General features: G+C 72.5%; 25 protein-coding genes. 17 read left to right on the top strand and 8 right to left on the bottom strand.

The window, feature by feature from the left end; all coding sequences use genetic code 11:
• Window positions 1-14 precede the first annotated feature (14 nt).
• Window positions 15-968 carry an FAD-dependent oxidoreductase gene (locus ACIP2X_RS02120; protein ID WP_401666293.1) on the bottom strand — a complete coding sequence of 318 codons (954 nt, stop codon included), beginning with the start codon at window positions 966-968 and terminating at the stop codon, window positions 15-17.
• A 66-nt stretch (window positions 969-1,034) separates the two neighbouring features.
• On the opposite strand from ACIP2X_RS02120, the gene ACIP2X_RS02125 reads away from it, so the two are divergent.
• Together ACIP2X_RS02125 and ACIP2X_RS02130 are read left to right on the top strand one after the other, a co-directional pair.
• Window positions 1,035-2,054 (top strand): oxidoreductase, encoded by a 1,020-nt coding sequence (locus tag ACIP2X_RS02125; protein WP_401666296.1) that lies wholly within the window; start codon window positions 1,035-1,037, stop codon window positions 2,052-2,054.
• A gap of 50 nt (window positions 2,055-2,104) precedes the next feature.
• Window positions 2,105-3,745: an ABC-F family ATP-binding cassette domain-containing protein gene (locus ACIP2X_RS02130; protein WP_401666298.1), complete on the top strand. Its 1,641-nt coding sequence runs from the start codon at window positions 2,105-2,107 to the stop codon at window positions 3,743-3,745.
• Here ACIP2X_RS02130 and ACIP2X_RS02135 read toward each other — a convergent pair.
• From ACIP2X_RS02135 to ACIP2X_RS02145, 3 genes are all read right to left on the bottom strand, one after another.
• Window positions 3,742-4,308 (bottom strand): putative glycolipid-binding domain-containing protein, encoded by a 567-nt coding sequence (locus tag ACIP2X_RS02135; protein ID WP_401666301.1) that lies wholly within the window; start codon window positions 4,306-4,308, stop codon window positions 3,742-3,744. The two genes, ACIP2X_RS02130 and ACIP2X_RS02135, sit on opposite strands and share 4 nt — an antisense overlap.
• Window positions 4,309-4,376: 68 nt before the next feature.
• On the bottom strand, window positions 4,377-6,779 hold the full coding sequence (locus ACIP2X_RS02140) for a Tex family protein (RefSeq protein WP_401666303.1): 2,403 nt from the start codon (window positions 6,777-6,779) through the stop codon (window positions 4,377-4,379).
• Between the two features lie 98 nt (window positions 6,780-6,877).
• Window positions 6,878-7,015 carry an LPFR motif small protein gene (locus ACIP2X_RS02145; protein WP_401666306.1) on the bottom strand — a complete coding sequence of 46 codons (138 nt, stop codon included), beginning with the start codon at window positions 7,013-7,015 and terminating at the stop codon, window positions 6,878-6,880.
• Window positions 7,016-7,190: 175 nt separating this feature from the next.
• Here ACIP2X_RS02145 and ACIP2X_RS02150 point away from each other — a divergent pair, with 175 nt between their 5' ends.
• The gene (locus ACIP2X_RS02150; RefSeq protein ID WP_401666309.1) at window positions 7,191-8,258 is read left to right on the top strand and encodes a GlxA family transcriptional regulator; all 1,068 of its coding nucleotides are present in this window, start codon (window positions 7,191-7,193) and stop codon (window positions 8,256-8,258) included.
• Window positions 8,259-8,287: 29 nt separating this feature from the next.
• Window positions 8,288-8,923: a DJ-1/PfpI family protein gene (locus ACIP2X_RS02155; protein ID WP_401666312.1), complete on the top strand. Its 636-nt coding sequence runs from the start codon at window positions 8,288-8,290 to the stop codon at window positions 8,921-8,923.
• On the opposite strand, the gene ACIP2X_RS02160 is transcribed toward ACIP2X_RS02155, so the two are convergent.
• Window positions 8,910-9,665 (bottom strand): enoyl-CoA hydratase/isomerase family protein, encoded by a 756-nt coding sequence (locus ACIP2X_RS02160; RefSeq protein WP_401666315.1) that lies wholly within the window; start codon window positions 9,663-9,665, stop codon window positions 8,910-8,912. The two genes, ACIP2X_RS02155 and ACIP2X_RS02160, sit on opposite strands and share 14 nt — an antisense overlap.
• Before the next feature lie 67 nt (window positions 9,666-9,732).
• On the opposite strand from ACIP2X_RS02160, the gene ACIP2X_RS02165 reads away from it, so the two are divergent.
• Window positions 9,733-10,359: an HdeD family acid-resistance protein gene (locus ACIP2X_RS02165; RefSeq protein WP_401666318.1), complete on the top strand. Its 627-nt coding sequence runs from the start codon at window positions 9,733-9,735 to the stop codon at window positions 10,357-10,359.
• A 175-nt stretch (window positions 10,360-10,534) separates the two neighbouring features.
• Window positions 10,535-11,044, top strand: coding sequence for an ATP-binding protein (locus ACIP2X_RS02170; protein ID WP_401668793.1), 510 nt, complete (start codon window positions 10,535-10,537; stop codon window positions 11,042-11,044).
• Between the two features lie 3 nt (window positions 11,045-11,047).
• Here the strand turns inward: ACIP2X_RS02170 and idi are convergent, their stop codons facing one another.
• The 3 genes from idi to galE form a co-directional block, all read right to left on the bottom strand.
• On the bottom strand, window positions 11,048-11,641 hold the full coding sequence (idi, locus tag ACIP2X_RS02175; protein WP_401666321.1) for an isopentenyl-diphosphate Delta-isomerase: 594 nt from the start codon (window positions 11,639-11,641) through the stop codon (window positions 11,048-11,050).
• Window positions 11,642-11,886: 245 nt separating this feature from the next.
• Entirely contained in the window at window positions 11,887-12,825 is a 939-nt protein-coding gene (locus tag ACIP2X_RS02180; protein ID WP_401666323.1) for a cation diffusion facilitator family transporter, read from the bottom strand.
• Window positions 12,826-12,971: 146 nt separating this feature from the next.
• Window positions 12,972-13,943, bottom strand: coding sequence for a UDP-glucose 4-epimerase GalE (galE, locus tag ACIP2X_RS02185; protein WP_401666325.1), 972 nt, complete (start codon window positions 13,941-13,943; stop codon window positions 12,972-12,974).
• A gap of 317 nt (window positions 13,944-14,260) precedes the next feature.
• Between galE and ACIP2X_RS02190 the strand changes: the two genes are divergently transcribed.
• The 11 genes from ACIP2X_RS02190 to hpnE all read left to right on the top strand — a co-directional run bounded on the left by ACIP2X_RS02190 (window position 14,261) and on the right by hpnE (window position 25,062).
• On the top strand, window positions 14,261-16,048 hold the full coding sequence (locus ACIP2X_RS02190) for a DUF5941 domain-containing protein (RefSeq protein WP_401666328.1): 1,788 nt from the start codon (window positions 14,261-14,263) through the stop codon (window positions 16,046-16,048).
• Window positions 16,045-16,806 (top strand): sugar phosphate nucleotidyltransferase, encoded by a 762-nt coding sequence (locus ACIP2X_RS02195; protein ID WP_401666331.1) that lies wholly within the window; start codon window positions 16,045-16,047, stop codon window positions 16,804-16,806. Before ACIP2X_RS02190 ends, ACIP2X_RS02195 begins: the two co-directional genes overlap by 4 nt.
• Complete coding sequence (locus tag ACIP2X_RS02200; RefSeq protein ID WP_401666333.1) at window positions 16,794-17,855, top strand: iron-containing alcohol dehydrogenase family protein; 1,062 nt, start codon at window positions 16,794-16,796, stop codon at window positions 17,853-17,855. The genes ACIP2X_RS02195 and ACIP2X_RS02200 overlap by 13 nt, the downstream gene beginning before the upstream one ends.
• Window positions 17,833-18,612 carry a CDP-alcohol phosphatidyltransferase family protein gene (locus ACIP2X_RS02205; protein ID WP_401666336.1) on the top strand — a complete coding sequence of 260 codons (780 nt, stop codon included), beginning with the start codon at window positions 17,833-17,835 and terminating at the stop codon, window positions 18,610-18,612. The genes ACIP2X_RS02200 and ACIP2X_RS02205 overlap by 23 nt, the downstream gene beginning before the upstream one ends.
• Before the next feature lie 8 nt (window positions 18,613-18,620).
• A complete protein-coding gene (locus ACIP2X_RS02210; RefSeq protein ID WP_401668795.1) occupies window positions 18,621-19,493 on the top strand; it encodes a glycosyltransferase family 2 protein in 873 nt (290 codons plus the stop codon).
• Between the two features lie 98 nt (window positions 19,494-19,591).
• Window positions 19,592-20,521, top strand: coding sequence for an ABC transporter permease (locus ACIP2X_RS02215; RefSeq protein ID WP_401666339.1), 930 nt, complete (start codon window positions 19,592-19,594; stop codon window positions 20,519-20,521).
• Window positions 20,514-21,293 carry an ABC transporter ATP-binding protein gene (locus ACIP2X_RS02220; protein WP_401666341.1) on the top strand — a complete coding sequence of 260 codons (780 nt, stop codon included), beginning with the start codon at window positions 20,514-20,516 and terminating at the stop codon, window positions 21,291-21,293. Before ACIP2X_RS02215 ends, ACIP2X_RS02220 begins: the two co-directional genes overlap by 8 nt.
• Before the next feature lie 382 nt (window positions 21,294-21,675).
• Complete coding sequence (hpnC, locus tag ACIP2X_RS02225) at window positions 21,676-22,578, top strand: squalene synthase HpnC (protein WP_401666343.1); 903 nt, start codon at window positions 21,676-21,678, stop codon at window positions 22,576-22,578.
• Entirely contained in the window at window positions 22,575-23,525 is a 951-nt protein-coding gene (hpnD, locus tag ACIP2X_RS02230; RefSeq protein WP_401666345.1) for a presqualene diphosphate synthase HpnD, read from the top strand. The genes hpnC and hpnD overlap by 4 nt, the downstream gene beginning before the upstream one ends.
• Window positions 23,525-23,665, top strand: coding sequence for a DUF6380 family protein (locus ACIP2X_RS02235; RefSeq protein ID WP_401666347.1), 141 nt, complete (start codon window positions 23,525-23,527; stop codon window positions 23,663-23,665). Before hpnD ends, ACIP2X_RS02235 begins: the two co-directional genes overlap by 1 nt.
• Window positions 23,662-25,062 (top strand): hydroxysqualene dehydroxylase HpnE, encoded by a 1,401-nt coding sequence (gene hpnE, locus ACIP2X_RS02240; RefSeq protein WP_401666350.1) that lies wholly within the window; start codon window positions 23,662-23,664, stop codon window positions 25,060-25,062. The genes ACIP2X_RS02235 and hpnE overlap by 4 nt, the downstream gene beginning before the upstream one ends.
• Window positions 25,063-25,081: the final 19 nt, after the last annotated feature.

The raw sequence follows: 25,081 nt of genomic DNA on the forward strand, positions 1-25,081 counted from the left end.
CCGCCGGCCCAGCGTCAGGAGGAGGCGGTCAGTCCGGCCGCCTCCTCCGCGCACCCCCACGCCACGGTGACTCCCGCGCCCCCGTGACCGTAGTTGTGCACCAGCACCCGCCCGTCCGGCAGCGTCGCGCGCTCCAGCCGCACGGCGTCGCGCACCGGCCGCAGCCCCACGCGGTGCTCCAGCACCCGCGCCCCGGCGATCTCCGGGCGCAGGGCCGCGCACCGCCGCACGATCGCCTCGGCCTGAGACGGATCCGGCGTCCTCGACCAGGAGTCCTCCTCCGAGGTGCCGCCCAGCACCAGCCGCCCCGGATGCGGGAACACGTACGCCATCGCACCGCCGGCGTCCTGGGAGACGACCCAGGTGCGGATCCCCGGGTTCTCCACCACGACCAGCTGCCCGCGCACCGGGCGCACGGACGCGTCCGGCACCAGCTCCCGCGCGCCCAGCCCCGTGCAGTTCACCACCACCGGCGCGTCCACCTCCGCGAGCGCCGACACCGCGCGCTCCTCCACGAGTCCGCCGGCGGCCCTCAACCGGTCCCGCAGATACGGCAGATGGGCAGCCATGTCGACCAACGGCAGCCGCGCCCACAGCCCCACCGGACCGGCGTACTCCTCGGGTGTCGCCGCACGCAGCCCGTGCAGCCGGCCCGCCGCCCACGCCGCCGCGTCCGCGTCCGTCTCGCCCATCACCCCTTCGACCAGGCGCACGCCGGTGACCTCGGGGCTCGCGGCCAGTCGCTCGTAGACATCCAGCGAGCGCAGCGCCCAGCGGCGCGCCGCCTGTTGCGGCTCGATCCGGTACGGCCACCACAGCGCGCCCGCCACCGCCGAGGTGGTCCGCTCGGCAGGCTCCCGCGTCCACACCCGCACCCCGAGGCCCCGCTCGGCCAGCACCACGGCCGTCGTCAGCCCCACGACACCGCCGCCGACGACGATGACATCGCCCCTCGCGTCACTGCTCATGCGGGGACGGTAGCGGAATGTGTCATGCCGCGATCAGGGTGCCGCAAGTGTGGGGATACTCACCGTATGTCTGCCGTGTACGTGACCTTCGCCCTGGCACCGGCCATGCGTGCCGGTGGAGTTCTCGCGGACGGCGGCCACCAGGTGCACCGGGACTTCGTGGACTTCGTCGTCGACGGGCGCCCGCTGCTCTTCCAGCTCTCGGACCTGGACGCCGTGTCCCCGCTCGCTTCCGACGTCCCGCCCGCCGTCCTCGCCGCCCAGGTGCGCGGCCTGCTGCTGGAGGCCGAGGCCCCGCTGCCCGGCGGGCGGTACGTCCTCTACGGCTGTCCCGAGTGCGCCGACCTCGCGTGCGGCGCGGTCACCGCGGTCGTCCAGCGCGTCGACGACGACTACGTGTGGCGGGACTTCGCCTGGCAGACGTCCGAACAGGCCGACCTGGAACGGAACGGCTACCAGGGCATCGGCCCGTTCCGCTTCCACGGCGCCGCCTACCGCACGGCCCTGCGCTCCCTGCTGGACGCCGCCGGGCCCGACCGCCCGCGCGTGCTGCTGATCGGGGCCCGCGTCGCCCTGGTCGCCAAGCTCGCCGCCGCGCTGCGCACCATCGGCGTCGGAGCCGACATCGCCCACGACGCCGACGGCGTCCCCGCCGACGAACTGCGCGGCTACAGCGCCGTGGCCTTCCCCCGGCCGGTGGACGCGCGCCGGCGCGCCGCCGTGCGCCGGGCCTTCGAGCGCGCCGGGGTCGAGGTGGCCCACGTCGACGGCCTCGCCCCGATCGTCCCGCTGCTGGTCGCCCAGATCGAGCACGCCCTCGACCCCAGACCCGTCGCACGGCGCCGCCTGACCGGCCTCGTCACCGCCGACGGCGAGGCGGGCGTCGAGGTCACCTCCGCCTGCCGGGTGCGCCTGACCGCGTACCGCCTCGACCGGCTCTCGCGCACCCGCACCCACGAGGTCTTCGACGGCCTCCTCGAACCGGGCCGGCACCGCATCCCGCTCGACGCGAAGGCCGTGAGGGGCGCCGCGTACGTGGTCGCGAGGACGGCGGAAGGCGTGCTGGTGGCGCCGACGGCGCACTGACGGCCGAGGCGGTCTGGTGCCCCGGCGGGGCCACTAGAATCGGCGGTCTGATGACTGCCACCCTCGTCGCCAAGAACCTCGCCGCAGGCCACGGCGACCGCGCGCTCTTCACCGGCCTCGACCTGGTCGTCGCGCCCGGTGACGTGATCGGGCTCGTCGGCGCCAACGGTGCCGGCAAGTCGACCCTGCTGCGCATGCTCGCCGGACTCGCCACCCCGGAACAGGGGGAGCTGCGTCTGTCCCCGCCCACCGCCACGGTCGGGCATCTGCCGCAGGAGCCGGAGCGGCGGCCCGGCGAGTCGGTGCGCGCCTTCCTGGCCCGCCGCACCGGCGTCGCCGAGGCCCAGCGGGTCATGGACGCCGCCACCCAGGCCCTGGTCGACGGCGCCCCCGGCGCGGACGACGCCTATGCCCTCGGCCTGGAGCGCTGGCTCGGCCTCGGTGGCGCCGACCTCGACGAGCGCGCCGAGGAGGTCGCCGACTCGCTCGGCCTCGCCGTCGGACTCGACCAGCCCATGACCTCGCTGTCCGGCGGCCAGGCGGCCCGCGCCGGACTCGCCTCCCTGCTGCTCTCCCGCTACGACGTCTTCCTGCTCGACGAGCCCACCAACGACCTCGACCTCGACGGACTGGAGCGCCTCGAACGCTTCGTCGGCGGGCTGCGCGCCGGCACGGTCGTGGTCAGCCACGACCGCGAGTTCCTCACCCGCACGGTCACCAAGGTCCTCGAACTCGACCTCGCCCAGCAGCAGATCAACCTCTACGGCGGCGGCTACGCGGCCTACCTGGAGGAGCGCGACGTGGCCCGCCGGCACGCGCGCGAGGAATTCGAGGAGTACGCCGACAAGAAGGCCGCCCTCCAGGACCGTGCGCAGATGCAGCGTTCCTGGATGGACAAGGGCGTCAAGAACGCCCGGCGCAAGGCGGGCAACGACAACGACAAGATCGGCCGCAAGTTCCGCAGCGAGGCCAGCGAGAAGCAGGCCGCGAAGGCGCGCCAGACCCAGCGCATGATCGAGCGTCTGGACGTGGTCGAGGAGCCCCGCAAGGAGTGGGAGCTGCGCATGGAGATCGCCTCGGCGCCCCGCTCCGGCGCGGTCGTGGCGACCCTGCGCGACGCCGAGGTCCGGCGCGGCGGTTTCGCGCTCGGACCGGTCTCCCTCCAGATCGACTGGGCGGACCGGGTCGCGGTCACCGGCGCCAACGGCGCGGGCAAGTCGACGCTGCTCGGGGCGCTGCTCGGCCGGGTCTCGCTGGACGCGGGGCACGCCGCGCTCGGCTCGGGCGTGCTGGTCGGCGAGGTCGACCAGGCCCGCAAGCTGTTCCACGGCACGCAGACCCTGCTCGACGCGTTCCAGCAAGCGGCACCCGACACCGAACCGGCCGAAGTACGCACCCTCCTGGCCAAGTTCGGTCTGAAGTCAAACCATGTGCTGCGTCCGGCGGACACCCTCTCGCCCGGCGAGCGCACCCGTGCCGCCCTCGCCCTCCTCCAGGGCCGGGGCGTCAACCTGCTGGTCCTCGACGAGCCGACCAACCACCTCGACCTGCCCGCCATCGAGCAACTGGAGTCGGCCCTCGACGCCTACACCGGCACCCTGCTGCTGGTCACCCACGACCGCCGCATGCTGGACGCCGTGCACGTCACCCGCCGGCTGGAGGTGGCGGACGGCAAGGTGACCGAGCGCTAGCGGGGCGTCAGCCGCGACGCCAGCTCGGGGTAGTCCACCACGAGGCCGTCCGCGTCGAAGTCCAGGTCGCTGCGGAAGTCGCCGGAGGCGTACCGCACCCGCCCGCCGCCGGTGCCGGCGAGGTGGGTGTAGGTCTGCACGGAGGGCCGGACGGCCAGATCCGGTACGGCGACCCAGGCCATCAGGAACTCCCGTTCACCTGCGGTCCGGTGCAGGTCGTGCCGGAGCACCGGCATGGTGTTGGTCAGGGGACACAGGCCCAGGTCGCAGTCGAGCGCCCCGTTCACCTCCGGCAGCGGCTCACCGTCGGCGGTCCACTCGCCCCGCCCGTCGTGGCGCAGATCGAGGGTCCGCGTGACCTCGGGGGTCTCGGTGGTCACCCGCAGCCGCCGGGTCACGTACCCCTCGGCGGTTTCGAGCTCGTACGACACCCAGTAGGGCTCCGGATCCGTCCCCACCGCCCGGCCCCGCGCCCGCAGGGTCTCCCCGTCGAACGTGACCCAGGCGGTCTCGAAGCCGTGACTGGCCATGACGTCCCAGGTCACCGCACGCGAAGTGGTCATGGCGTCACCCTATGCGCGGACGGGGGTGGCCCGGGGCCGCGCACACGCGCGCCCCCGGGCCGCCGAACTCAGCCCCGGCCGCCCTTCTTCGGGTCGAGCAGCCCGGCGCGGCGCAGGGCGTCGGCCATCGCGCTGTTTGCCGGAGCGGGTGCCTGACGGGCGCCACCGGCGCCCTGCCGCCCGCTACCGCCACCGGTGCCCTGCCGCCCGCCACCGCCGCCCTGGCGCTGCTGCGGCGGGCGCCCGCCCCGCTGCGGACGGCGCTCGCCGGCACCCCGCTCCTGGGGCGCCGCCTCGTCGTCCAGACGCAGTGTGAGGGAGATCCGCTTGCGCGGGATGTCGACGTCGAGGACCTTCACCTTGACGATGTCACCCGGCTTGACGACGTCCCGCGGGTCCTTGACGAACGTCTTCGACATGGCGGACACATGCACCAGGCCGTCCTGGTGGACGCCGACGTCGACGAACGCCCCGAACGCGGCCACATTGGTGACCACGCCCTCCAGGACCATGCCCGACTCCAGGTCGGCGAGCTTCTCGACGCCCTCCTTGAAGGTGGCCGTCCGGAACGCCGGGCGCGGATCGCGCCCCGGCTTCTCCAGCTCCTTGAGGATGTCGCCGACCGTCGGCAGACCGAAGGTCTCGTCCACGAAGTCCTGCGGCCGCAGCGACCGCAGCACGCTCGTGTTGCCGACCAGCGCGGCCACCTCCTGGCCGGTGGTCTTCACCATCCGCCGCACCACCGGGTAGGCCTCGGGGTGCACGCTGGAGGCGTCCAGCGGGTCCGAGCCGCCCCGGATGCGCAGGAAGCCCGCGCACTGCTCGTAGGCCTTCGGCCCGAGCCGCGCCACGTTCTTCAGCTCGGAGCGGGACGTGAACGGGCCGTTGGCGTCCCGGTGGGCCACGATGTTCTCCGCGAGCCCCGAGGAGATGCCCGAGACACGGGAGAGCAGCGGCGCGGACGCGGTGTTGACGTCGACACCCACGCCGTTCACACAGTCCTCGACCACCGCGTCCAGTGAGCGCGACAGCTTCACCTCGGACAGGTCGTGCTGGTACTGGCCGACCCCGATCGACTTCGGGTCGATCTTCACCAGCTCGGCGAGCGGATCCTGGAGCCGGCGTGCGATCGACACCGCGCCGCGCAGCGACACGTCCATGTCGGGCAGCTCCTGCGAGGCGAAGGCGGAGGCCGAGTACACCGACGCGCCGGCCTCGGACACCATCACCTTGGTGAGCTTCAACTCCGGGTGCTTGGTGATCAGTTCACCGGCGAGCTTGTCGGTCTCGCGGGACGCGGTGCCGTTGCCGATGGCCACCAGCTCGACCGCGTGCTCCTCGGCGAGCCGGGCCAGCTTGGCGATCGCCTCGTCCCAGCGGTTGGCCGGGACGTGCGGGTGGATGACGTCGGTGGCGACGACCTTGCCGGTGGCGTCGACGACGGCCACCTTCACCCCGGTGCGGAAACCGGGGTCCAGGCCCAGCGTGGCGCGCGTGCCGGCCGGGGCGGCGAGCAGCAGGTCGCGCAGGTTCGCCGCGAACACGCCGACGGCGTCGTCCTCGGCGGCGGTGCGCAGCCGCAGGCGCAGGTCGATGCCGAGGTGGACCAGGACACGGGTCCGCCAGGCCCAGCGGACGGTGTCCGTCAGCCACTTGTCGCCGGGGCGCCCGCGGTCGGCGATCCCGAACCGGCCGGCGATGATCCCCTCGTACGACGAAGGGCCCTCCACCGGCTCCTCCGGCTCCAGGACGAGGTCGAGGACCTCCTCCTTCTCCCCGCGCAGCATCGCGAGGACGCGGTGCGAGGGCAGTTCGGTGAAGGGCTCGGCGAAGTCGAAGTAGTCCGCGAACTTGGCGCCGGCCTCCTCCTTGCCCTCCCGCACCTTCGCGGCCAGCCGCCCGCGCACCCACATGCGCTCACGCAGCTCACCGATGAGGTCGGCGTCCTCCGAGAACCGCTCGGTGAGGATCGCCCGCGCGCCGTCCAGGGCGGCCTGCGGGTCGGCCACGCCCTTGTCCGCGTCGACGAACGCAGCCGCGGCCGCGAGGGGCTCGACGGAGGTGTCGCCGAGCAGCCCCTCGGCCAGCGGCTCCAGACCGGCCTCGCGCGCGATCTGCGCCTTCGTACGCCGCTTGGGCTTGTACGGCAGATAGATGTCCTCCAGGCGCGCCTTGGTCTCCGCGGCCAGGATCCGCGCCCGCAGCTCGTCGGTGAGCTTGCCCTGCTCGCGCACCGACTCCAGGATCGCCGTGCGCCGCTCCTCCAGCTCCCGCAGATAGCGCAACCGCTCCTCGAGCGTGCGCAGCTGCGCGTCGTCGAGCATCTCGGTCGCTTCCTTGCGGTAGCGGGCGATGAAAGGCACCGTGGAACCGCCGTCGAGCAGCTCCACGGCAGCCTTGACCTGCCGCTCCCGTACGCCGAGCTCCTCGGCGATCCTGCCTTCGATGGACCCTACGAGGGGTGTCGTCACGATCCCGTACCGCCTTCTCCACTTCGGGTTGCGCGGCAATTGTGGCAGGTGGCACCGACAACAGGGGACCAGGGCGGGAAGTGGCGGGGCGGCGGTTCTCAGACCCGGCGCGCGCCACGCCGTCCGGATCCGGAGGCGCCGCCGAAGAGGCGGGCCACGGCCCTGAACGGCAGCGTCACGACCGTGGCGACGGCACCGCCGATCTGGCGCAGGACATCCGCGATGGCACGGAACACGTTGTTCCCCTTTCGTCCGTGGTGCTGCTCTCTCTCGTCCGCGGCGCAGCGGTCGCTTCCGGCGGACGCCTGTCGAGTACCTCGTCCTCGGCGGCCCATGCCGATCAAGGCGAGGGCAGGAAAGGTGGGAAGCGCGTCATTGCGGCCATGCCGGGACACGCGAAGAATCGCCGGTATGGCGCAGCGAACCGTTCTGGTCGTCCTCTTCGACGGCGTGCAGAGCCTCGATGTCACCGGCCCCGTGGAGGTCTTCGCGGGAGCCGAGCAGCTCACCCCCGGGACCTACCGCATCCGTACCGCCTCCCTGGACGGCGGCCCGGTGCGCGCCTCCAGCGGACTGACGCTCGTACCGGACCAGGCGCTCGCCGACGCCCCCGATCCGCACACCCTCGTGGTGCCCGGCGGGCGCGGCACCCGCGGGCCCGACCCGCGTCTGACCGACTGGCTGCGGGTGCGCGGACCGCGTGCCGCACGGCTGGTCTCCGTCTGCACCGGCGCCATCCTGCTGGCCGAGGCGGGCCTGCTCGACGGCCGGGACGCCACGACCCACTGGGCGTACGCCGCCACCCTCGCCCGGAACCACCCCGCGGTACGGGTGGACGCCGATCCCATCTACGTCCGCGACGGTCAGGTCGCCACCTCGGCGGGAGTCACCGCGGGCATCGACCTGGCCCTCGCCCTGGTCGAGGAGGACCTGGGCCGCGACGTGGCCATGACCGTCGCCCGGCACCTCGTGGTCTTCCTGCGCCGTCCCGGCAACCAGTCCCAGTTCAGCGCCCAGCTCGCCGCCCAGACCGCGCGCCGCGAACCGCTGCGCGAGGTCCAGCGGTGGATCACCGAGCACCCTGCCGGTGATCTGACCGTCGAGGCCCTCGCGGCGCGTGCCGGCTTCTCGCCCCGCCACTTCGCCCGAGCCTTCCGCGCCGAGACCGGCACGACGCCCGGCCGCTACGTGGACCGCGTCCGCCTCGAACACGCCCGCCGCCTGCTGGAGGACACCGGCGAGGGCATACACGAGATCTCCCGTTCCAGCGGCTACGGCACCCCGGAAGCCATGCGCCGCGCCTTCGTCGCCGCCCTGGGAACGCCCCCGGCCGAATACCGCCGGCGCTTCCGCCCGGCCCCGGCCCCGGCCCCGGCCCCGGCACCGGCCCCGGCCCCGGCACCGGCCCCGGCCCCGGCACCGGCCCCGGCACCGGCCCCGGCCCTGGCACCGACCCCGGAACCGGCACCGGCCCGATGAGGCTCCGCCCACCCACCGAAAGGCCCGCCATGCAGATCGCCCTGCTCGTCTTCGACCGTTTCACCGCCCTCGACGCCGTCGGCCCCTACGAGATCCTCTCCCGGATCCCGGACGCCGAGACGGTCTTCGTCGCCAAGGAGGCCGGACCCGTCCGCAGCGACAACGGGGTGCTGGCCCTGACCGCGGACAGGACGCTCGACGAGGTCCGGCGACCGGACGTCGTGGTCGTCCCCGGCGGCCCGGGACAGAGCGCCCTGATGGACGACCGCGTCCTCCTGGACTGGCTGCGCGCCGTGGACGCCACCAGTACCTGGACGACCTCCGTGTGCACCGGCTCCCTGCTGCTCGCCGCGGCCGGCCTGCTCGCCGGGCGCCGTGCCACCTCCCACTGGCTGGCCCTCGACCAGCTCAGGCCGCTCGGCGCCGAACCGACCGGCGAGCGGGTCGTCTTCGACGGAAAGTACGTCACCGCCGCCGGCGTCTCCTCCGGCATCGACATGGCGCTGACCCTCCTCGGCAGGATCGCCGGTGACGACCACGCCCAGGCCGTGCAACTGGCCACGGAGTACGACCCGCAGCCGCCCTACGACGCCGGGTCCCCGCAGAAGGCGCCGGCGCATGTCGTCGAGGCCCTGCGCGCCCGGAGCCGTTTCATCCTGAGGTAGGCACCGTCCAGGTGAAGCGCGGCCGGCGCCGCTCCAGGAACGCGGCGACGCCCTCCGCCGTGTCGGCGCTGCCGCGCGCGTGCTCGGCCCAGTGGGCGTCGCGGTCGGTGCGCCCGTCGGCGAACTCCTTCGCCGAGGCCTGCGTCAGCTGCGAACGGGAGACCAGGATCCGGGTGAACTCCGCGACCCGCTTGTCGAGTTCTCCCTCGGGCAGCACCTCGTCGACCAGCCCGGTGCGCAACGCCCGGCCGGTGTCGATCAACTCGCCCGAGAACAGCAGGTACTTGGTGGCGGCCGGACCGATCAGCGACACCAGCCGCCGGGTCGCGGAGGCCGGATAGACGATCCCGAGCTTCGCGGGCGTCACCCCGAACAGCGCGCCCTCCTGCGCGAACCGCAGGTCGCAGGCGGCCGCCAGCTGTGCCCCGCCGCCCACACAGTGCCCGCGGACCGCCGCCAGCGTCGGCTTCGGGAACGCGGCGAGCGCCTCCTCGGCCAGCACGGCCAGCCCCTGTGCCTCGGCGGGCGAGGAACGTAGCGTGGAGATGTCGGCGCCCGCGCAGAACGTGCCGCCCTCGCCCGTCAGCACCAGGGCCCGTACCCCGGGGTCGGTCGCCAGGGCGTCCAGCAGCACGGGCAGCGCGCGCCACATCCCGGCGGTCATGGCGTTGCGCTTGGCCGGATGGGAGATGACGACGGTGGCGACCGAGTCGGTGACGTCGTGCAGCAACTGGGGCTCCATGTGCCGGATGCTAGCCGTAGCAAGGCTCACCGCCGTCGCCGAGGGGCTCGGGAGAGGAGGCGGTCCGATGACCGGGACCGCGAAGGACGGGAAGGCGAAACTGCGGCGTGGCTTCGCCCGGCTGGTCGCGCTGGGCGTGCTGCTGGTCCTGTGCGGTCTCGTGGGGCTGGTGTACACGGGTGTGGCCACCCTGACGTCCATGCTGCTGTTCGGCTGGCTGCTGCTGATCGGGGGCGTCGTCGGACTGCTGCACGCCATCGAGGGGCGCGGCAGCAACTTCTTCTGGCTCGCGGCGATCGTCGCGGCCCTGAACCTCGCGGCGGGCGTGGTGATCCTGACGAGCCCCGAGGCCGCGGCGGACGCGCTGGCCATGTTCGCCGCCCTGCTGTTCCTCACCGCGGGGATCTTCCGGCTGGTCGGCGGCCTGGTGGTGCGCGGCCCGCAGTTCGGCTGGACGCTGCTGCTGGGCGCCTTCGACCTGCTGCTGGGCATCGCGGTGCTGGCGTCGTGGCCGAGCGCCGGCCAGTACGTCATCGGCACGTTCATCTCGCTGGCCCTGCTCTTCGACGGCCTCGGCCTGATCGCGACCGGCTTCGGCGGCCGCCGGGTCGTCGGCCTGGTGGAGGAGGCCACCGGCGCAGGCGCCGAGGAGGACGGCCCGGACGGCACCACGAAACCCGTACAAGCCGAATAGTTCGTAAAGTCGGCACCGGCGGAACAGGATGCAGTCCCACACCTGACGGGGTCATACGCCAACGGTCAGAAGCGCTCGATAGTCGCTGACTTCTGTTCAGTCCTCCGGTGGGGAGCGGTCCGGTACCAACACTCGACGTGTGGTGACAATCGAGCACAAGGGTGGCGACCGGACCATGGACGACCACGGGCGCGGGCCCGCCCCACGCCCCGAAGGCGGCACAGACGCACCCGTCGAGCCGAGGACACGCGACCCCTTGTCCTACGAGGGGGTGTGGCGGTTCACCGCTCCGGCGGTCGACGCCTCGGTCCCGCAGGCCCGGCACGCCGTACGGGACCTGCTCCTGCGTCAGCGGGTGCCGGTCACGGAGGACGTGCTCCAGGGACTGCTGCTGATCGTCTCCGAGCTGGTCACGAACGCCGTACGGCACGCGGCGGTGCTCTCGCCGATGCTGGCCGTGGAGGTCGCCGTCGGCGCCGAGTGGGTGCGGGTGTCCGTCGAGGACAACCACCCGTACCGCCCCACCGCCCTGGAGACCGACCACGGCAGGACCGGCGGACGGGGCCTGCTGCTGGTGCGCGAGATCACCCGTGAGGTGGGCGGGGTGTGCGACGTCGAGCACACGACGAGCGGCGGCAAGGTGATCTGGGCCGCCCTGCCGCTCGACCCCCGCGGGCTGATCTGAGGCTCACCAGCCCTCGGACGGACCGGTCAGCTCCCTGATCGCGGGACGGGCCGCGTCCAGCACCGTCATGAACCAGGCCGAGAAGGTGTCCTTGGCGTGCCGCTCCGTCAGCTCGTCCGGTGTGACGAACGCGGTGGCGTGCACCTCCTCCGGGTCCGGCCGCAGCGGTGCCTGCACCAGTCCGACGAAGAGGTGGTTGTACTCCTGCTCCACCAGTCCGGAGGCGGGATCCGGATGGTTGTAGCGCACCGTGCCCGCCTCGGCGAGCAGCGACGGGGAGACGCCGAGCTCCTCGAACGTCCGCCGGGCCGCCGCCGCGAAGGGCGCCTCGCCGGGGTAGGGGTGGCCGCAGCAGGTGTTGGACCACACACCGGGGGAGTGGTACTTGCCCAGGGCCCGCTGCTGCAGCAGCAGACGGCCGTACTCGTCGAACAGGAACACCGAGAACGCCCGGTGCAGCTGCCCCGGCGGCTGATGGGCGGCCAGCTTCTCCGCGGTACCGATCGTCGCGCCGTTCTCGTCGACCAGTTCCAGCAGGATCGCTTCCGCGGTGCCGTTCGACGAGCTGTGCGTCGCGGTGGCAGGTGTGATCGGCATACCCATCCTTCGCCTCGTTCCTCGCGCCCCAGTCTGCCGTACGAATCCGGCACTCCCGGCACTTCCCGGCGCGTCGGCACCGGAAGAGGGCCCCGGAAGGTGATCGTGCCCGGATCACGGAGAAGGAACCATCCGTTACGGGCTGTACACGAAGACGCGGGCGCGCGCGGCGGTGCGGCGCGCTCCGGAGGCTCCGGCGAGGGCCCGTCCCACGTCGGGCGGCCTGGGTGCGCGGGGCTCGAAGCTCAGTGGCACAACCGCGGCTCGTGCTCCGCGTGGCCGCCCGGCTCCAGCTGGAAGGTGCAGTGCTCCACGTCGAAGTGGTGTCCCAGGCAGCCCTGGAGCTCGTGCAGGATCTTCTCGTGCCCTATCGCGTTCAGGACGTCGGAACGGACGACGACGTGCGCCGAGAGCACCGGCATCCCGGAGGTGATCGTCCAGGCGTGCAGGTCGTGCACGTCCTCGACCCCGTCGACCCCGAGCATGTGGGTGCGCACCTCCGCCATGTCGACGCCCTTGGGCGCCGACTCCAGCAGCACGTCGAGCGTCTCGCGCAGCAGTTTCAGCGTACGCGGCACGATCATCAGGCCGATGACCAGCGAGGCGATCGGGTCGGCGGCCTGCCAGCCGGTCGTGAGGATCACCGCGGCCGAGATCAGCACCGCGACCGAGCCCAGCGCGTCGGCGGCGACCTCCAGGAACGCGCCGTGCACGTTCAGGCTCTCCTTCTGACCCCGCATGAGCAGCGTGAGCGAGATCATGTTCGCCACCAGACCGATCGCGCCGAACACGATGGTCAGTCCGCCCTCGGTGGCGGTCGGCGTGATGAAGCGCTGGATCGCCTCCACGAGCACGTAGCCGCCGACCCCGAGCAGCAGCAGACAGTTGGCGAGCGCGGCGAGGATCTCGGCACGGGCGAACCCGAAGGTCCGGTTGGCGCTGGCCGGCAGGTTGGCGAAGTGGATCGCCAGCAGGGCCATGCCGAGACCGAGCGCGTCGGTGGCCATGTGCGCGGCGTCGGCGATCAGCGCGAGGGAGTCCGCGAGCACACCGCCGACGATCTCGACCACCATGACCGTGAGCGTGATACCCAGCGCGACCCGCAGCCGGCCGCGGTACGCCGCGGCCGCCGTACCGGTGGGCGGCGCGCCGTGCGCGTGCCCGTGATCGTGCCCTGCCCCCATGAAACGCCGCCTCCTGCGATCGGGTCCGGAGCCCAGTGAACTACGGGTGGGGGGTATCCGGCAACGCGGCACTGAACACCGTTGTCATGTGCCCTGACCTGCGGAAACGAAGGGCAGGTCAGGGCGCTGCGAGGCTCGGCGAGGGCTCAGCGGCCGTGGTGGAGCCGCCATCCCCGCCATGCCGATTCGACCATCTCGGGTACTGAGCGCCGCGCTGCCCAGTCCAGCTCCGCGGCGGCCAGCGCCGCCGAGGCGACGGCGCGCGGCGCGTCCCCGGGCCGACGCTCCTGAACTACGGCGGGACGCCTGTCACCGGTCACCTCACCGATCAGGGTGACCAGCTCACGCACCGAGACACCCTCGCCCCGTCCGATGTTCACGGTCAGGTCGCCCGACGCCCCGGGCGCCGACAGCCGCCGGGCCGCCGCGAGGTGCGCGTCGGCGAGGTCGGCGACGTGGATGTAGTCGCGCACACAGGTGCCGTCCGGCGTCGGGTAGTCGTCGCCGAAGATGCGCGGGGCCTCGTCGCGGGTCAGCCGGTCGAAGACCATGGGAACCACGTTGAACACCCCGGTGTCGGCCAGCTCCGGGCTCGCCGCGCCCGCCACGTTGAAGTAGCGCAGGCACGCGGTGGCGATGCCGTGCGCCCGGCCCGCCGCGCGCACCAGCCACTCACCGGCGAGTTTGGTCTCGCCGTAGGGGCTCATCGGGGCGCACGGGGTGTCCTCCGTGATGAGTTCCACATCGGGGTTGCCGTACACGGCCGCGGAGGAGGAGAAGAGGAAGCGCCCGACCCCGGCGCCGGCGACCGCCTCCAACAGGGTCGCGAGGCCGCCGACGTTCTCCGCGTAGTAGCGCGCCGGCTGTGCGACGGACTCGCCGACCTGCTTGCGTGCCGCGAGATGCACCACACCGGTCACCGCGTGCTCGGCGAGCACCCGCTTGAGCAGCTCGGCGTCCCCGCAGGAGCCCCGCACCAGGGGGACGTCCGCCGGGAGCCGCGTCGGCACCCCGGCCGAGAGGTCGTCCAGCGCCACGACGCGCTCCCCGGCCTCCGCCATGACCCGCGCCACGTGCGCTCCGATGTATCCGGCACCGCCGGTGATCAGCCATGTCATGGTGGCCCACCCTAAGGGCCGGACCGGCGGTTCCCGTCGTCGCCCGCACGGGGAGGTCCCGTCTCCCGTATGCCGTGTTCGCCCGCTCCCGGGGATCCGATGTTGTCCGCCGGCCCCGGCGTCCCCGATGATGATCACCGCGGAGGCTCAGCAGACCGTGTCGACCGGACCGTTAACGGCCGGTGAACACGGGCTTCCCATCATCCGATAGCCTCTGCCGACACGCCGTCCGCCGGTGCAGCGCCGCCTGCCCCGAAGGGCGCCCCACCATGCACACGACCGGCGCGAGACCGCCGGCCCCCAGGGAGTGAGTTCGGTTGCCGACCGCCATCCTCACCGGTCAGCCGGTCCCCGGATCGTCGATCGAGGGCGATCTGCGGTCGCTCGGCTACGAGGTGCGCGTCGCCGCCGACCCCGCCGAGACCGAGACCCTGCTCGCCCAGGTGCCCGGTGACCGCCGGGTCGCCGTGGTCGACGCCCGGTTCGTCGGTCATGTGCACGCGCTGCGCCTCGGCCTCACCGATCCGCGCTTCCCGCTCGCCGCGATCCCCGGCGCCGTCACGGCCCGGCCCGCCGGCCGTCAGGCCCTGACGCGCGCGCTGGCCCGTGAGACCTCCGCCCAGGGCGCGCTGCTGGTCGACAGCCTCCCCGACCGGATCACCGGCACGCTGGACACGGAGGTGCACCGGCCCGAGCTCGGCAGCCTGGTCGCCGTCGTGCCCGCCGACCCGCAGACCCGCAACGAGGCCCGGCAGGCCGTGGCCGCCGTCGACGACGAGGCCGTACGCCTGAAGTCGGCGGTCAAGTCGCGCGACGGCTTCTTCACCACCCACTTCGTCAGCCCCTACTCCCGCTACCTCGCGCGCTGGTGCGCCCGGCGCGGGCTGACCCCCAATCAGGTCACCACCGCCTCCCTGCTCACCGCCCTGGTGGCGGCGGCCTGCGCGGCCACCGGCACCCGCGCCGGGTTCGTCGCGGCCGGCGTGCTGCTCATCGCGTCCTTCGTGCTGGACTGCACCGACGGGCAGCTCGCCCGCTACTCCCTGCAGTACTCCACCCTGGGCGCCTGGCTGGACGCCACCTTCGACCGCGCCAAGGAGTACGCCTACTACGCGGGCCTCGCCCTCGGCGCCGCCCGGGGCGGCGACGACGTGTGGGCCCTCGCCCTCGGCGCGATGATCCTGCAGACCTCCCGGCACGTCGTCGACTTCTCCTTCAACGAGGCGAACGCCGGCGATCCCACAGGCCCCGCCAACACCAGCCCCACCGCCGCACTTTCGGACAAACTGGACAGCGTCGGCTGGACGGTGTGGCTGCGCCGGATGATCGTCCTGCCGATCGGCGAGCGCTGGGCGCTGATCGCCGTCCTCACGGCCCTCACCACCCCGCGCGTCACCTTCTACGCGCTGCTCGTCGGCTGCGCCTTCGCCGCGACCTACACCACGGCGGGCCGTGTCCTGCGGTCGCTGAACCGCAAGGCGGCGCGCACCGACCGCGCGGCACGCGCCCTGGCCGATCTGGCGGACAGCGGACCGCTCGTGGAACTTCTCACACGCCGCGCGAGTGTGCCGCTCGCCCCGGTCAGCGCCGCCGTCGGCGGTCTCCTCGTGGTGACCTCCGCCGCACTGTGGGGCGCGACCTGGCCGACCCTGCTCGCCGCGCTCGCCCATGTCGCACTCTCCGCGGCGGCCGTCTCACGCCCCCTCAAAGGCGCGCTGGACTGGCTGGTTCCGCCCTTCTTCCGGGCCGCCGAGTACGGGACCGTGCTGATCCTGGCAGCTGAATCGGAGGTGAACGGAGCACTTCCCGCGGCTTTCGGGCTGGTTGCGGCCGTCGCCTACCATCACTACGACACGGTCTACCGCATCCGTGGCGACGCGGGCGCACCCCCGCGGTGGCTGGTGCGGACGATCGGGGGGCACGAGGGCCGGACGCTGGCGGTCGTGCTGCTCGCCGTGGTGCTGACCGCGGCGCAGTTCACGGTCGCCCTCACGGTCCTCGCCGTGGCCGTGGCCCTGCTGGTGCTCCTGGAGAGCATCCGGTTCTGGGTGTCCGCCCATCGACAGGGCGCACCCGCCGTACACGACGAAGGAGAACCCGCATGATCGGCCTCGTGCTGGCGGCCGGCGCCGGCCGGCGTCTGCGCCCCTACACCGACACCCTGCCCAAGGCGCTGGTGCCGGTGGGGCCCGCGGGCGACGAGGACGGGACCGACGGGATCACAGTTCTCGACCTCACCCTCGCCAACTTCGCCGAGATCGGCCTGAGCGAGGCCGCGATCATCGTCGGCTACCGCAAGGAGGCCGTGTACGCCCGCAAGGCCGAGCTGGAGCGGAAGTACGGTCTCAAGCTCACGCTGATCGACAACGACAAGGCCGAGGAGTGGAACAACGCCTACTCCCTGTGGTGCGGGCGTGACGCGCTCAAGGACGGCGTGATCCTCGCCAACGGCGACACCGTGCACCCGGTCTCCGTGGAGCGCACGCTGCTCGCCGCGCGCGGCGAGGGCCGGCGGATCATCCTCGCCCTCGACACCGTGAAGTCGCTGGCCGACGAGGAGATGAAGGTTGTCGTCGACGCCGAGCAGGGCGTCCGGAGGATCACCAAGCTGATGGACCCGGCGGAGGCCACCGGCGAGTACATCGGCGTCACGCTCATCGAGGGCGACGCCGCCCCCGAACTGGCGGACGCCCTGCGGACGGTCTGGGAGAGCGACCCCCAGCAGTTCTACGAGCACGGTTACCAGGAGCTCGTCAACCGCGGCTTCAAGATCGACGTGGCTCCGATCGGCGACGTGCCGTGGGTCGAGATCGACAACCACGACGATCTGGCCCGGGGACGGGAGATCGCGTGCCGGTACTGACCAGACTGGTTCCGACGCCGGTCGTCGTGGACATCCGCCCGGGTGCCCTCGACGACCTGGCGGGCGTGCTCGCCGACGAGCGCATATCGCACTCGGGCCGGCTCGCCGTCGCCGTCAGCGGCGGCTCCGGCGCCCGGCTGCGCGACCGCGTCGCCCCCCAGCTGCCCGGCGCCACCTGGTACGAGGTGGACGGCGGCACCCTGGACGACGCCGTGCGGCTGGCCGCCGACATGAAGTCGGGCCACTTCGACGCGCTCGTCGGACTCGGCGGCGGCAAGATCATCGACTGCGCCAAGTTCGCCGCGGCCCGGGTCGGCCTCCCGCTGGTCGCCGTGCCGACGAACCTCGCGCACGACGGACTGTGCTCTCCGGTGGCGACCCTCGACAACGACGCCGGGCGCGGCTCGTACGGCGTGCCCAACCCGATCGCCGTCGTCATCGACCTGGACGTCATCCGCGAAGCCCCGGTCCGCTTCGTGCGGGCCGGCATCGGCGACGCGGTGTCCAACATCTCCGCGATCGCCGACTGGGAGCTGGCCAACCGCGTCAAGGGCGAGAAGATCGACGGTCTCGCCGCGGCCATGGCCCGCCAGGCCGGCGAGGCCGTGCTGCGGCACCCGGGCGGCATCGGCGACAACGACTTCCTCCAGGTGCTGGCCGAGGCACTGGTGCTCAGCGGCATCGCCATGTCGGTCTCGGGCGACTCCCGCCCCTCCTCCGGCGCCTGCCACGAGATCAACCACGCCTTCGACCTGCTCTTCCCCCAGCGGGCGGCCGCGCACGGCGAGCAGTGCGGACTGGGCGCGGCCTTCGCGATGTATCTGCGCGGCGCGCACGAGGAGTCGGCGTTCATGGCCGAGGTGCTGCGCCGGCACGGGCTGCCGGTGCTGCCGGAGGAGATCGGTTTCACCCCCGACGAATTCGTCCGGGTCGTGGAGTACGCCCCTCGGACCCGTCCCGGCCGCTACACGATCCTCGAACACCTCGACCTGCAAACCCACCAGATCAAGGACACCTACGCCGACTATGTCAAGGCCATCGGTAGCTGAACTCCGCCCCGTCGTGCACCCCGCCGGGGTGACGGACCGGCGCAGCGGTGAGCACTGGGCGGGACGCCTCTACATGCGTGAGGTGTCGCTGCGGGTCGACCGCTACCTGGTGAACACCAGGGTCACGCCCAACCAGCTCACGTACCTGATGACCGTCTGCGGTGTGCTCGCGGCCCCGGCCCTGCTGGTGCCGGGCATCCCGGGCGCGGTGCTCGGCGTGGTGATGGTCCAGCTGTACCTGCTGCTGGACTGCGTCGACGGCGAGATCGCCCGCTGGAAGAAGCAGTACTCGCTGGGCGGCGTCTACCTGGACCGGGTCGGCGCCTACCTCACCGACGCGGCCGTGCTCGTCGGCCTCGGCCTGCGCGCCGCCGACCTGTGGGGCAGCGGCCGGGTCGACTGGCTGTGGGCCTTCCTCGGCACCCTGGCCGCCCTCGGCGCGATCCTGATCAAGGCGGAGACCGACCTCGTCGGCGTCGCCCGGCACCAGGGCGGGCTGCCGCCGGTCCAGGAGGCCGCGTCGGAGCCGCGCTCCTCCGGCATGGCGCTGGCCCGCCGCGCCGCCGCGGCACTCAAGTTCCACCGTCTGGTGCTCGGCATCGAGGCCTCGCTGCTGATCCTGCTCCTCGCGATCCTGGACGCGAGCCGCGGCGACCTGTTCTTCACCCGGCTCGGCGTCGCCGTGCTCGCCGGGATCGCCCTGCTCCAGACGCTGCTGCACCTGGTGTCCATCCTCGTCTCGAGCAGGCTCCGGTGAGCCCGGGGATGCGGGTCGGGGCCGTCATCATCACGATGGGCAACCGGCCCGAGGAACTGCGCGCGCTGCTGGACTCGGTCGCCAAGCAGGACGGTGATTCGATAGACGTGGTCGTCGTCGGCAACGGCTCACCCGTGCCCGAGGTCCCCGCCGGAGTGCGCACCGTCGAGCTGCCGGAGAACCTCGGCATCCCGGGCGGCCGCAACGTCGGCATCGAGGCCTTCGGCCCCAGCGGCCGGGACGTCGACATACTGCTGTTCCTCGACGACGACGGCCTGCTGGCCCGCGCCGACACCGCTCAGCTGTGCCGCGAGGCCTTCGAGGCCGACCCCCGGCTCGGCATCGTCAGCTTCCGTATAGCCGACCCCGACACCGGCGTCACCCAGCGCCGCCACGTGCCGCGGCTGCGGGCCTCCGACCCGATGCGCTCCTCGCGCGTGACCACCTTCCTCGGCGGCGCCAACGCGGTGCGCACCCGGGTCTTCGCCGAGGTGGGCGGCCTGCCCGACGAGTTCTTCTACGCGCACGAGGAGACCGACCTGGCCTGGCGCGCCCTCGACGCGGGCTGGCTGATCGACTACCGGTCGGACATGGTGCTGTACCACCCGACGACCGCGCCCTCGCGGCACGCGGTCTACCACCGCATGGTCGCCCGCAACCGCGTCTGGCTCGCCCGCCGCAACCTGCCGGCCGCCCTCGTCCCGGTCTACCTGGGCATCTGGCTCGCCCTCACGCTGCTGCGCCGCCCCTCGCGGCCGGCCCTGCGGGCCTGGTTCGGCGGGTTCCGGGAAGGCTGGAGGTCCCCCTGCGGACCCCGCCGGCCCATGAAGTGGCGTACGGTGTGGCGGCTGACTCGACTGGGCCGACCTCCTGTCATCTGACAAGCTCGTCCCTGAGAGCATTCGGGGCGTAACGCTCGGCTCCCGGCCGCTGCCCAGCCCGCAGGGGCTGCGCATCTCGAAGACGAAAGTTTCGACTAGTGAGTGAGACCACACACGACGGCACAGTCGCGGTGACCGCGCCCGTGTCACCCGACGAGGGCCTGTCCGCGGCGGAGCTCGCCGCCAAGTACGGCCTGACCGTGAGCGGCGCCCGCCCCTCCCTCGTCGAGTACGTCCGCCAGCTCTGGGACCGCCGTCACTTCATCCTCGCGTTCTCGCGGGCGAAGCTGACCGCCCAGTACAGTCAGGCCAAGCTGGGCCAGCTCTGGCAGGTCGTCACGCCGCTGCTCAACGCGGCCGTGTACTTCTTCGTCTTCGGCGTGATCCTGGAGGCCGACCGCGGGATGCCGCGGGAGGTGTACATCCCCTTCCTGGTGACCGGCGTGTTCGTCTTCACCTTCACGCAGAGCTCGGTGATGGCGGGCGTCCGCGCGATCTCCGGCAATCTCGGCCTGGTGCGCGCCCTGCACTTCCCGCGCGCCTCGCTGCCGGTCTCCTTCGCGCTCCAGCAGCTCCAGCAGCTGCTCTTCTCGATGATCGTGCTGTTCGCCGTGACCTGCGCCTTCGGCAGCTACCCGGATCTGTCCTGGGTGCTGATCGTGCCGGCGCTGGCGCTGCAGTTCTGCTTCAACACCGGCCTCGCGCTGATCATGGCGCGGGCCGGCTCCAAGACCCCGGACCTGGCGCAGCTGATGCCGTTCGTGATGCGGACGTGGATGTACGCGTCCGGTGTCATGTACTCGATTCCGATCATGCTGGCCGACAAGCCGTCCTGGATCGCGAACATCCTCCAGTGGAACCCGGCCGCGATCTACATGGACCTGATGCGCTTCGCGCTGATCGACGGCTACGGCTCCGAGAACCTCCCCGACCACGTCTGGGCGATCGCCGGCGGCTGGGCGGTGCTGTTCGCCCTGGGCGGCTTCGTGTACTTCTGGAAGGCGGAGGAGAGGTACGGCCGTGGCTGACCATACGACCGAGGAACTCATCCCCACCGTCGTCGCCGACGACCTGCACATCGTCTACCGCGTCAACGGCGCGAAGACGGGCAGGGGCAGCGCCACCGCGGCGCTCAGCCGGATCGTCAAGCGCCGCGAGGACCGCGGGGTGCGCAAGGTGCACGCCGTGCGCGGTGTCTCCTTCGTCGCCTACCGGGGCGAGGCCATCGGCCTCATCGGCTCCAACGGCTCCGGCAAGTCGACCCTGCTGCGCGCCATCGCCGGACTGCTGCCCGCCGAGAGCGGCAAGGTCTACACCGACGGGCAGCCCTCGCTGCTCGGCGTGAACGCCGCCCTCATGAACGACCTGACCGGCGAGCGCAACGTCATACTCGGCGGCCTCGCCATGGGCATGACCCGTGAGCAGATCAAGGAGCGCTACCAGGAGATCGTCGACTTCTCGGGCATCAACGAGAAGGGCGACTTCATCACGCTGCCGATGCGGACGTATTCCTCCGGCATGGCCGCCCGCCTGCGGTTCTCCATCGCGGCGGCCAAGGACCACGACGTCCTCATGATCGACGAGGCGCTGGCCACCGGCGACCGCAAGTTCCAGAAGCGCTCCGAGGAGCGCATCCGGGAGCTGCGCAAGCAGGCCGGTACGGTGTTCCTGGTCAGCCACAACAACAAGTCGATCCGGGACACCTGCGACCGCGTGCTGTGGCTGGAGCGCGGCGAGCTGCGCATGGACGGACCCACCGCCGAGGTCCTCAAGGAGTACGAGAAGTTCACGGGTAAGTAGACAGCCGTTCAGGGCCCTGCCGGAACCGCTCCGGCGGGGCCCTGCGTCGTCGGCAAAGGGCCCCTGTGCCGGCCGCAAAGGAAGCGTCAACTCTGCGCGGCCGTAGGAATCTTGAAGCCAATCGGTGTGTTCTTGTGATGCGCAGGACACCCCCTCGGTCCGCGCCGCGTTGTACAACGTAAGCTGTACCGGTGCCGAAACACGGCAAGTAGGGCCATACTGCGCGACACACTCCAAGGTGGCAGCCGCCTGAACGCATGGCGGCGTGTCCGAAATAGTGTGAATTGGGTCGGCAGTGTAGAACGGGAGATGTGACGGCAATGGCTACGGAAACTCCCCAGCTCCGCGAAGCATGTGCCGTCCCTGCCCTGGGCAGCGAGCGGTGACGGGAACCGCCACGACGCGCACGGACGAGACGGAGCGCGCGACGCTGGACAAGGCCACGGCAGAGAACTTCCCCGTGGCCCCCTTCTTCCTGCCCCGGGCCTGGCGCACCGACCTCATGGCCGTCTACGGCTTCGCCCGCCTCGTCGACGACATCGGCGACGGCGATCTCGCCCCCGGCGGCGCCGACGCCCGCCTGCTCGGCGTGCCGCCCGAGTCGGCCGACGACCGCATGGCCCTGCTCGACGCCTTCGAGGCCGATCTCCGCCGCGTCTTCGACGCGACACCCCGCCACCCCCTGCTGCGCCGCCTCCAGCCGACCGTCCGGCGCTGCGCCCTGACGCCCGAGCCCTTCCTCGGCCTGATCGCCGCCAATCGCCAGGACCAGCTCGTCAAGCGGTACGAGACCTACGACGACCTGCTGGCCTACTGCGAACTGTCCGCGAACCCCGTGGGCCGGCTCGTCCTCGGCGTCACCGGCACCAGCACCCCCGAGCGTGTCCGCCGCTCGGACGCGATCTGCACGGCCCTGCAGATCGTCGAGCACCTCCAGGACGTGGCCGAGGACCTCGGCCGCGACCGCGTCTATCTGCCCGCCGAGGACATGAAGCGCTTCCACGTCCAGGAAACGGACCTCGCCGCGTCGACCACCGGCGCATCGGTGCGCGCACTGGTCGCGTACGAAGCGCAACGCGCCCTCGACCTCCTGAATGAAGGCGCCCCCCTCGTGGGTAGCGTGCACGGCAGACTGAGGCTGTTGCTCGCGGGGTTCGTGGCGGGGGGAAGGGCGGCCGTCGAGGCGATCGCCGACGCCCGGTACGACGTACTTCCCGGCCCGCCCAAGCCCGGCAAGCTCCGGTTGCTGCGTCAGGTGGGCGTGACCCTGCGAGGAGAGGGGTGATCCGGACCGTGGAATCCGAACCGCACGTGTCCGCACCGGTACTCGCCGCCTACAGCTACTGCGAGGCCGTCACCGGACAGCAGGCACGTAACTTCGCCTACGGCATCCGGCTGCTGCCGACGCCCAAGCGCCGCGCGATGTCCGCGCTGTACGCCTTCTCCCGGCGGGTCGACGACATCGGCGACGGCGACCTCGGCGCCGACCTGAAGTTCGAGCGGCTCCAGGAGACCCGGTCGCTGCTCGCGCGCATCCGCGAGGACGGGATCGGCGAGGACGACACCGACCCGGTCGGCGTCGCCCTCGCCCATGCCGCCCGGCACTTCCCGATCCCGCTCGACGGCCTCGACGAGCTCATCGACGGCGTCCTGATGGACGTCCGCGGCGAGACCTACGAGACCTGGGACGACCTCAAGGTCTACTGCCGCTGTGTGGCCGGGGCCATCGGACGGCTCTCGCTCGGTGTCTTCGGCACGGAAGCGGGAGCGCGCGGCGCCGAGCGCGCGTCCGAGTACGCCGACACCCTGGGGCTCGCGCTCCAGCTCACCAACATCCTGCGGGACGTCCGCGAGGACGCCGAGGGCGGGCGTGTCTACCTGCCCGCCGACGACCTGGCCAAGTTCGGCTGCTCGGCCGGGTTCGGCGGACCGAACCCGCCGGAGGGCTCCGACTTCGCGGGCCTCGTGCACTACGAGGTGCGCCGGGCCCGCGCCCTGTTCGCCGAGGGGTACCAGCTGCTGCCCATGCTCGACCGGCGCAGCGGCGCCTGCGTCGCGGCGATGGCCGGCATCTACCGCCGTCTCCTCGACCGCATCGAGCGGGAGCCCGAGGCCGTGCTGCGCGGCCGGGTCTCGCTGCCCGGACGCGAGAAGGCCTACGTCGCCGTACGCGGTCTGTCCGGTCTGGACACCCGGCACGTGACCCGGCGGACCGTCAGGAGGCGCGCCTGATGGACAGCCTGGGGCAAGGTGACGGCGACGCCGGGAAACGGTACGCAACCCTCCGTGGCCGGACGGCGTCCCTGACTGCGACGGCCCGCCGGGGTGCTGTGACGCGTCGCGGCGGGTGCGCAGGGGAGGGTGCGCGATGACCGACGGCATGCGGTCCGGACCCGCACGGGACGCGGTGGTGGTCGGCGGGGGGCTCGCCGGAGTCACCGCGGCGCTCGCGCTCGCCGACGCGGGGGTGCGCGTCACCCTGCTCGAAGGCAGGCCGAGACTGGGTGGCCTGGCCTTCTCCTTCCGGCGCGGCGAGCTGACCGTCGACAACGGCCAGCACGTCTATCTGCGCTGCTGCACCGCCTACCGCTGGTTCCTCGACCGGATCGGCGGCGCCGCCCTCGCGCCGTTGCAGGACCGCCTCGACGTGCCCGTCGTCGACGTCACCAAGCCCGAGGGCCGGCGACTCGGCAGGCTCCGGCGCGACGCGCTGCCGGTGCCGCTGCATCTGGGGCGCAGCCTCGCGACGTATCCGCACCTCTCACTCGCCGAGCGCGCCAAGGTCGGCCGGGCCGCGCTCGCGCTCAAGGGTCTCGACCTCGCCGACCCGGCGCTGGACGCGCAGGACTTCGGCGGCTGGCTGACCGCGCACGGTCAGTCGGCGCGCGCCGTCGAGGCCCTGTGGGACCTGGTAGGGGTCGCGACCCTCAACGCGGTCGCCGGCGACGCCTCCCTGGCGCTCGCCGCGATGGTGTTCAAGACCGGTCTGCTGTCCGACCCGGGCGCGGCCGACATCGGCTGGGCGCGGGTCCCGCTGGGCGACCTGCACGACCGGCTGGCCCGCAGGGCGCTCGACTCCGCCGGCGTGCGCACCAGGATCCGTTCCCGCGTCACCTCCGTCTCCCGTAGCGACAACGGGCGTTGGAGCGTCCAGGTTCCCGGCGAGGCCCTCGCGGCCGACGCCGTAGTGCTCGCCGTACCCCAGCGCGAGGCCCACGACCTGCTGCCGGACGGCGCGCTCGACGACCCGGCACGACTGCTCCGGATCGGCACCGCGCCGATCCTCAACGTCCATGTCGTCTACGACCGCAAGGTGGTCGACGCCCCCTTCCTGACCGCGCTCGGCACGCCCGTGCAGTGGGTCTTCGACCGAACCGACGCCTCGGGGCTGACGTCCGGCCAGTACCTCGCGCTGTCGCAGTCGGCCGCGCAGGACGAGATCGACGCGCCGGTGGCCGCGCTGCGCGAGCGCTATCTGCCCGAGCTGGAGCGCCTGCTGCCGCGGAGCCGGAGCGCCGAGGTCAGGGACTTCTTCGTGACCAGGGAGCGCACCGCGACCTTCGCGCCCGCCCCCGGCGTCGGACAGCTGCGGCCCGGCGCCCTTACCAAGGCATCCGGCCTGTACCTGGCCGGAGCGTGGACCGCCACCGGGTGGCCCGCGACCATGGAGAGTGCGGTCCGCAGCGGCATCGGCGCGGCGGACGCCGCGCTGCGTGCCCTCGGCCGGCCCCGCCCCCGCCGTCTCTTCGACGTCGAGGAGGCGGCGTGACGACGCAGCAGCGCGCGGC

The organism is Streptomyces sp. NPDC089424, from assembly GCF_044749345.1.
In the GTDB taxonomy this organism is placed as follows: domain Bacteria; phylum Actinomycetota; class Actinomycetes; order Streptomycetales; family Streptomycetaceae; genus Streptomyces.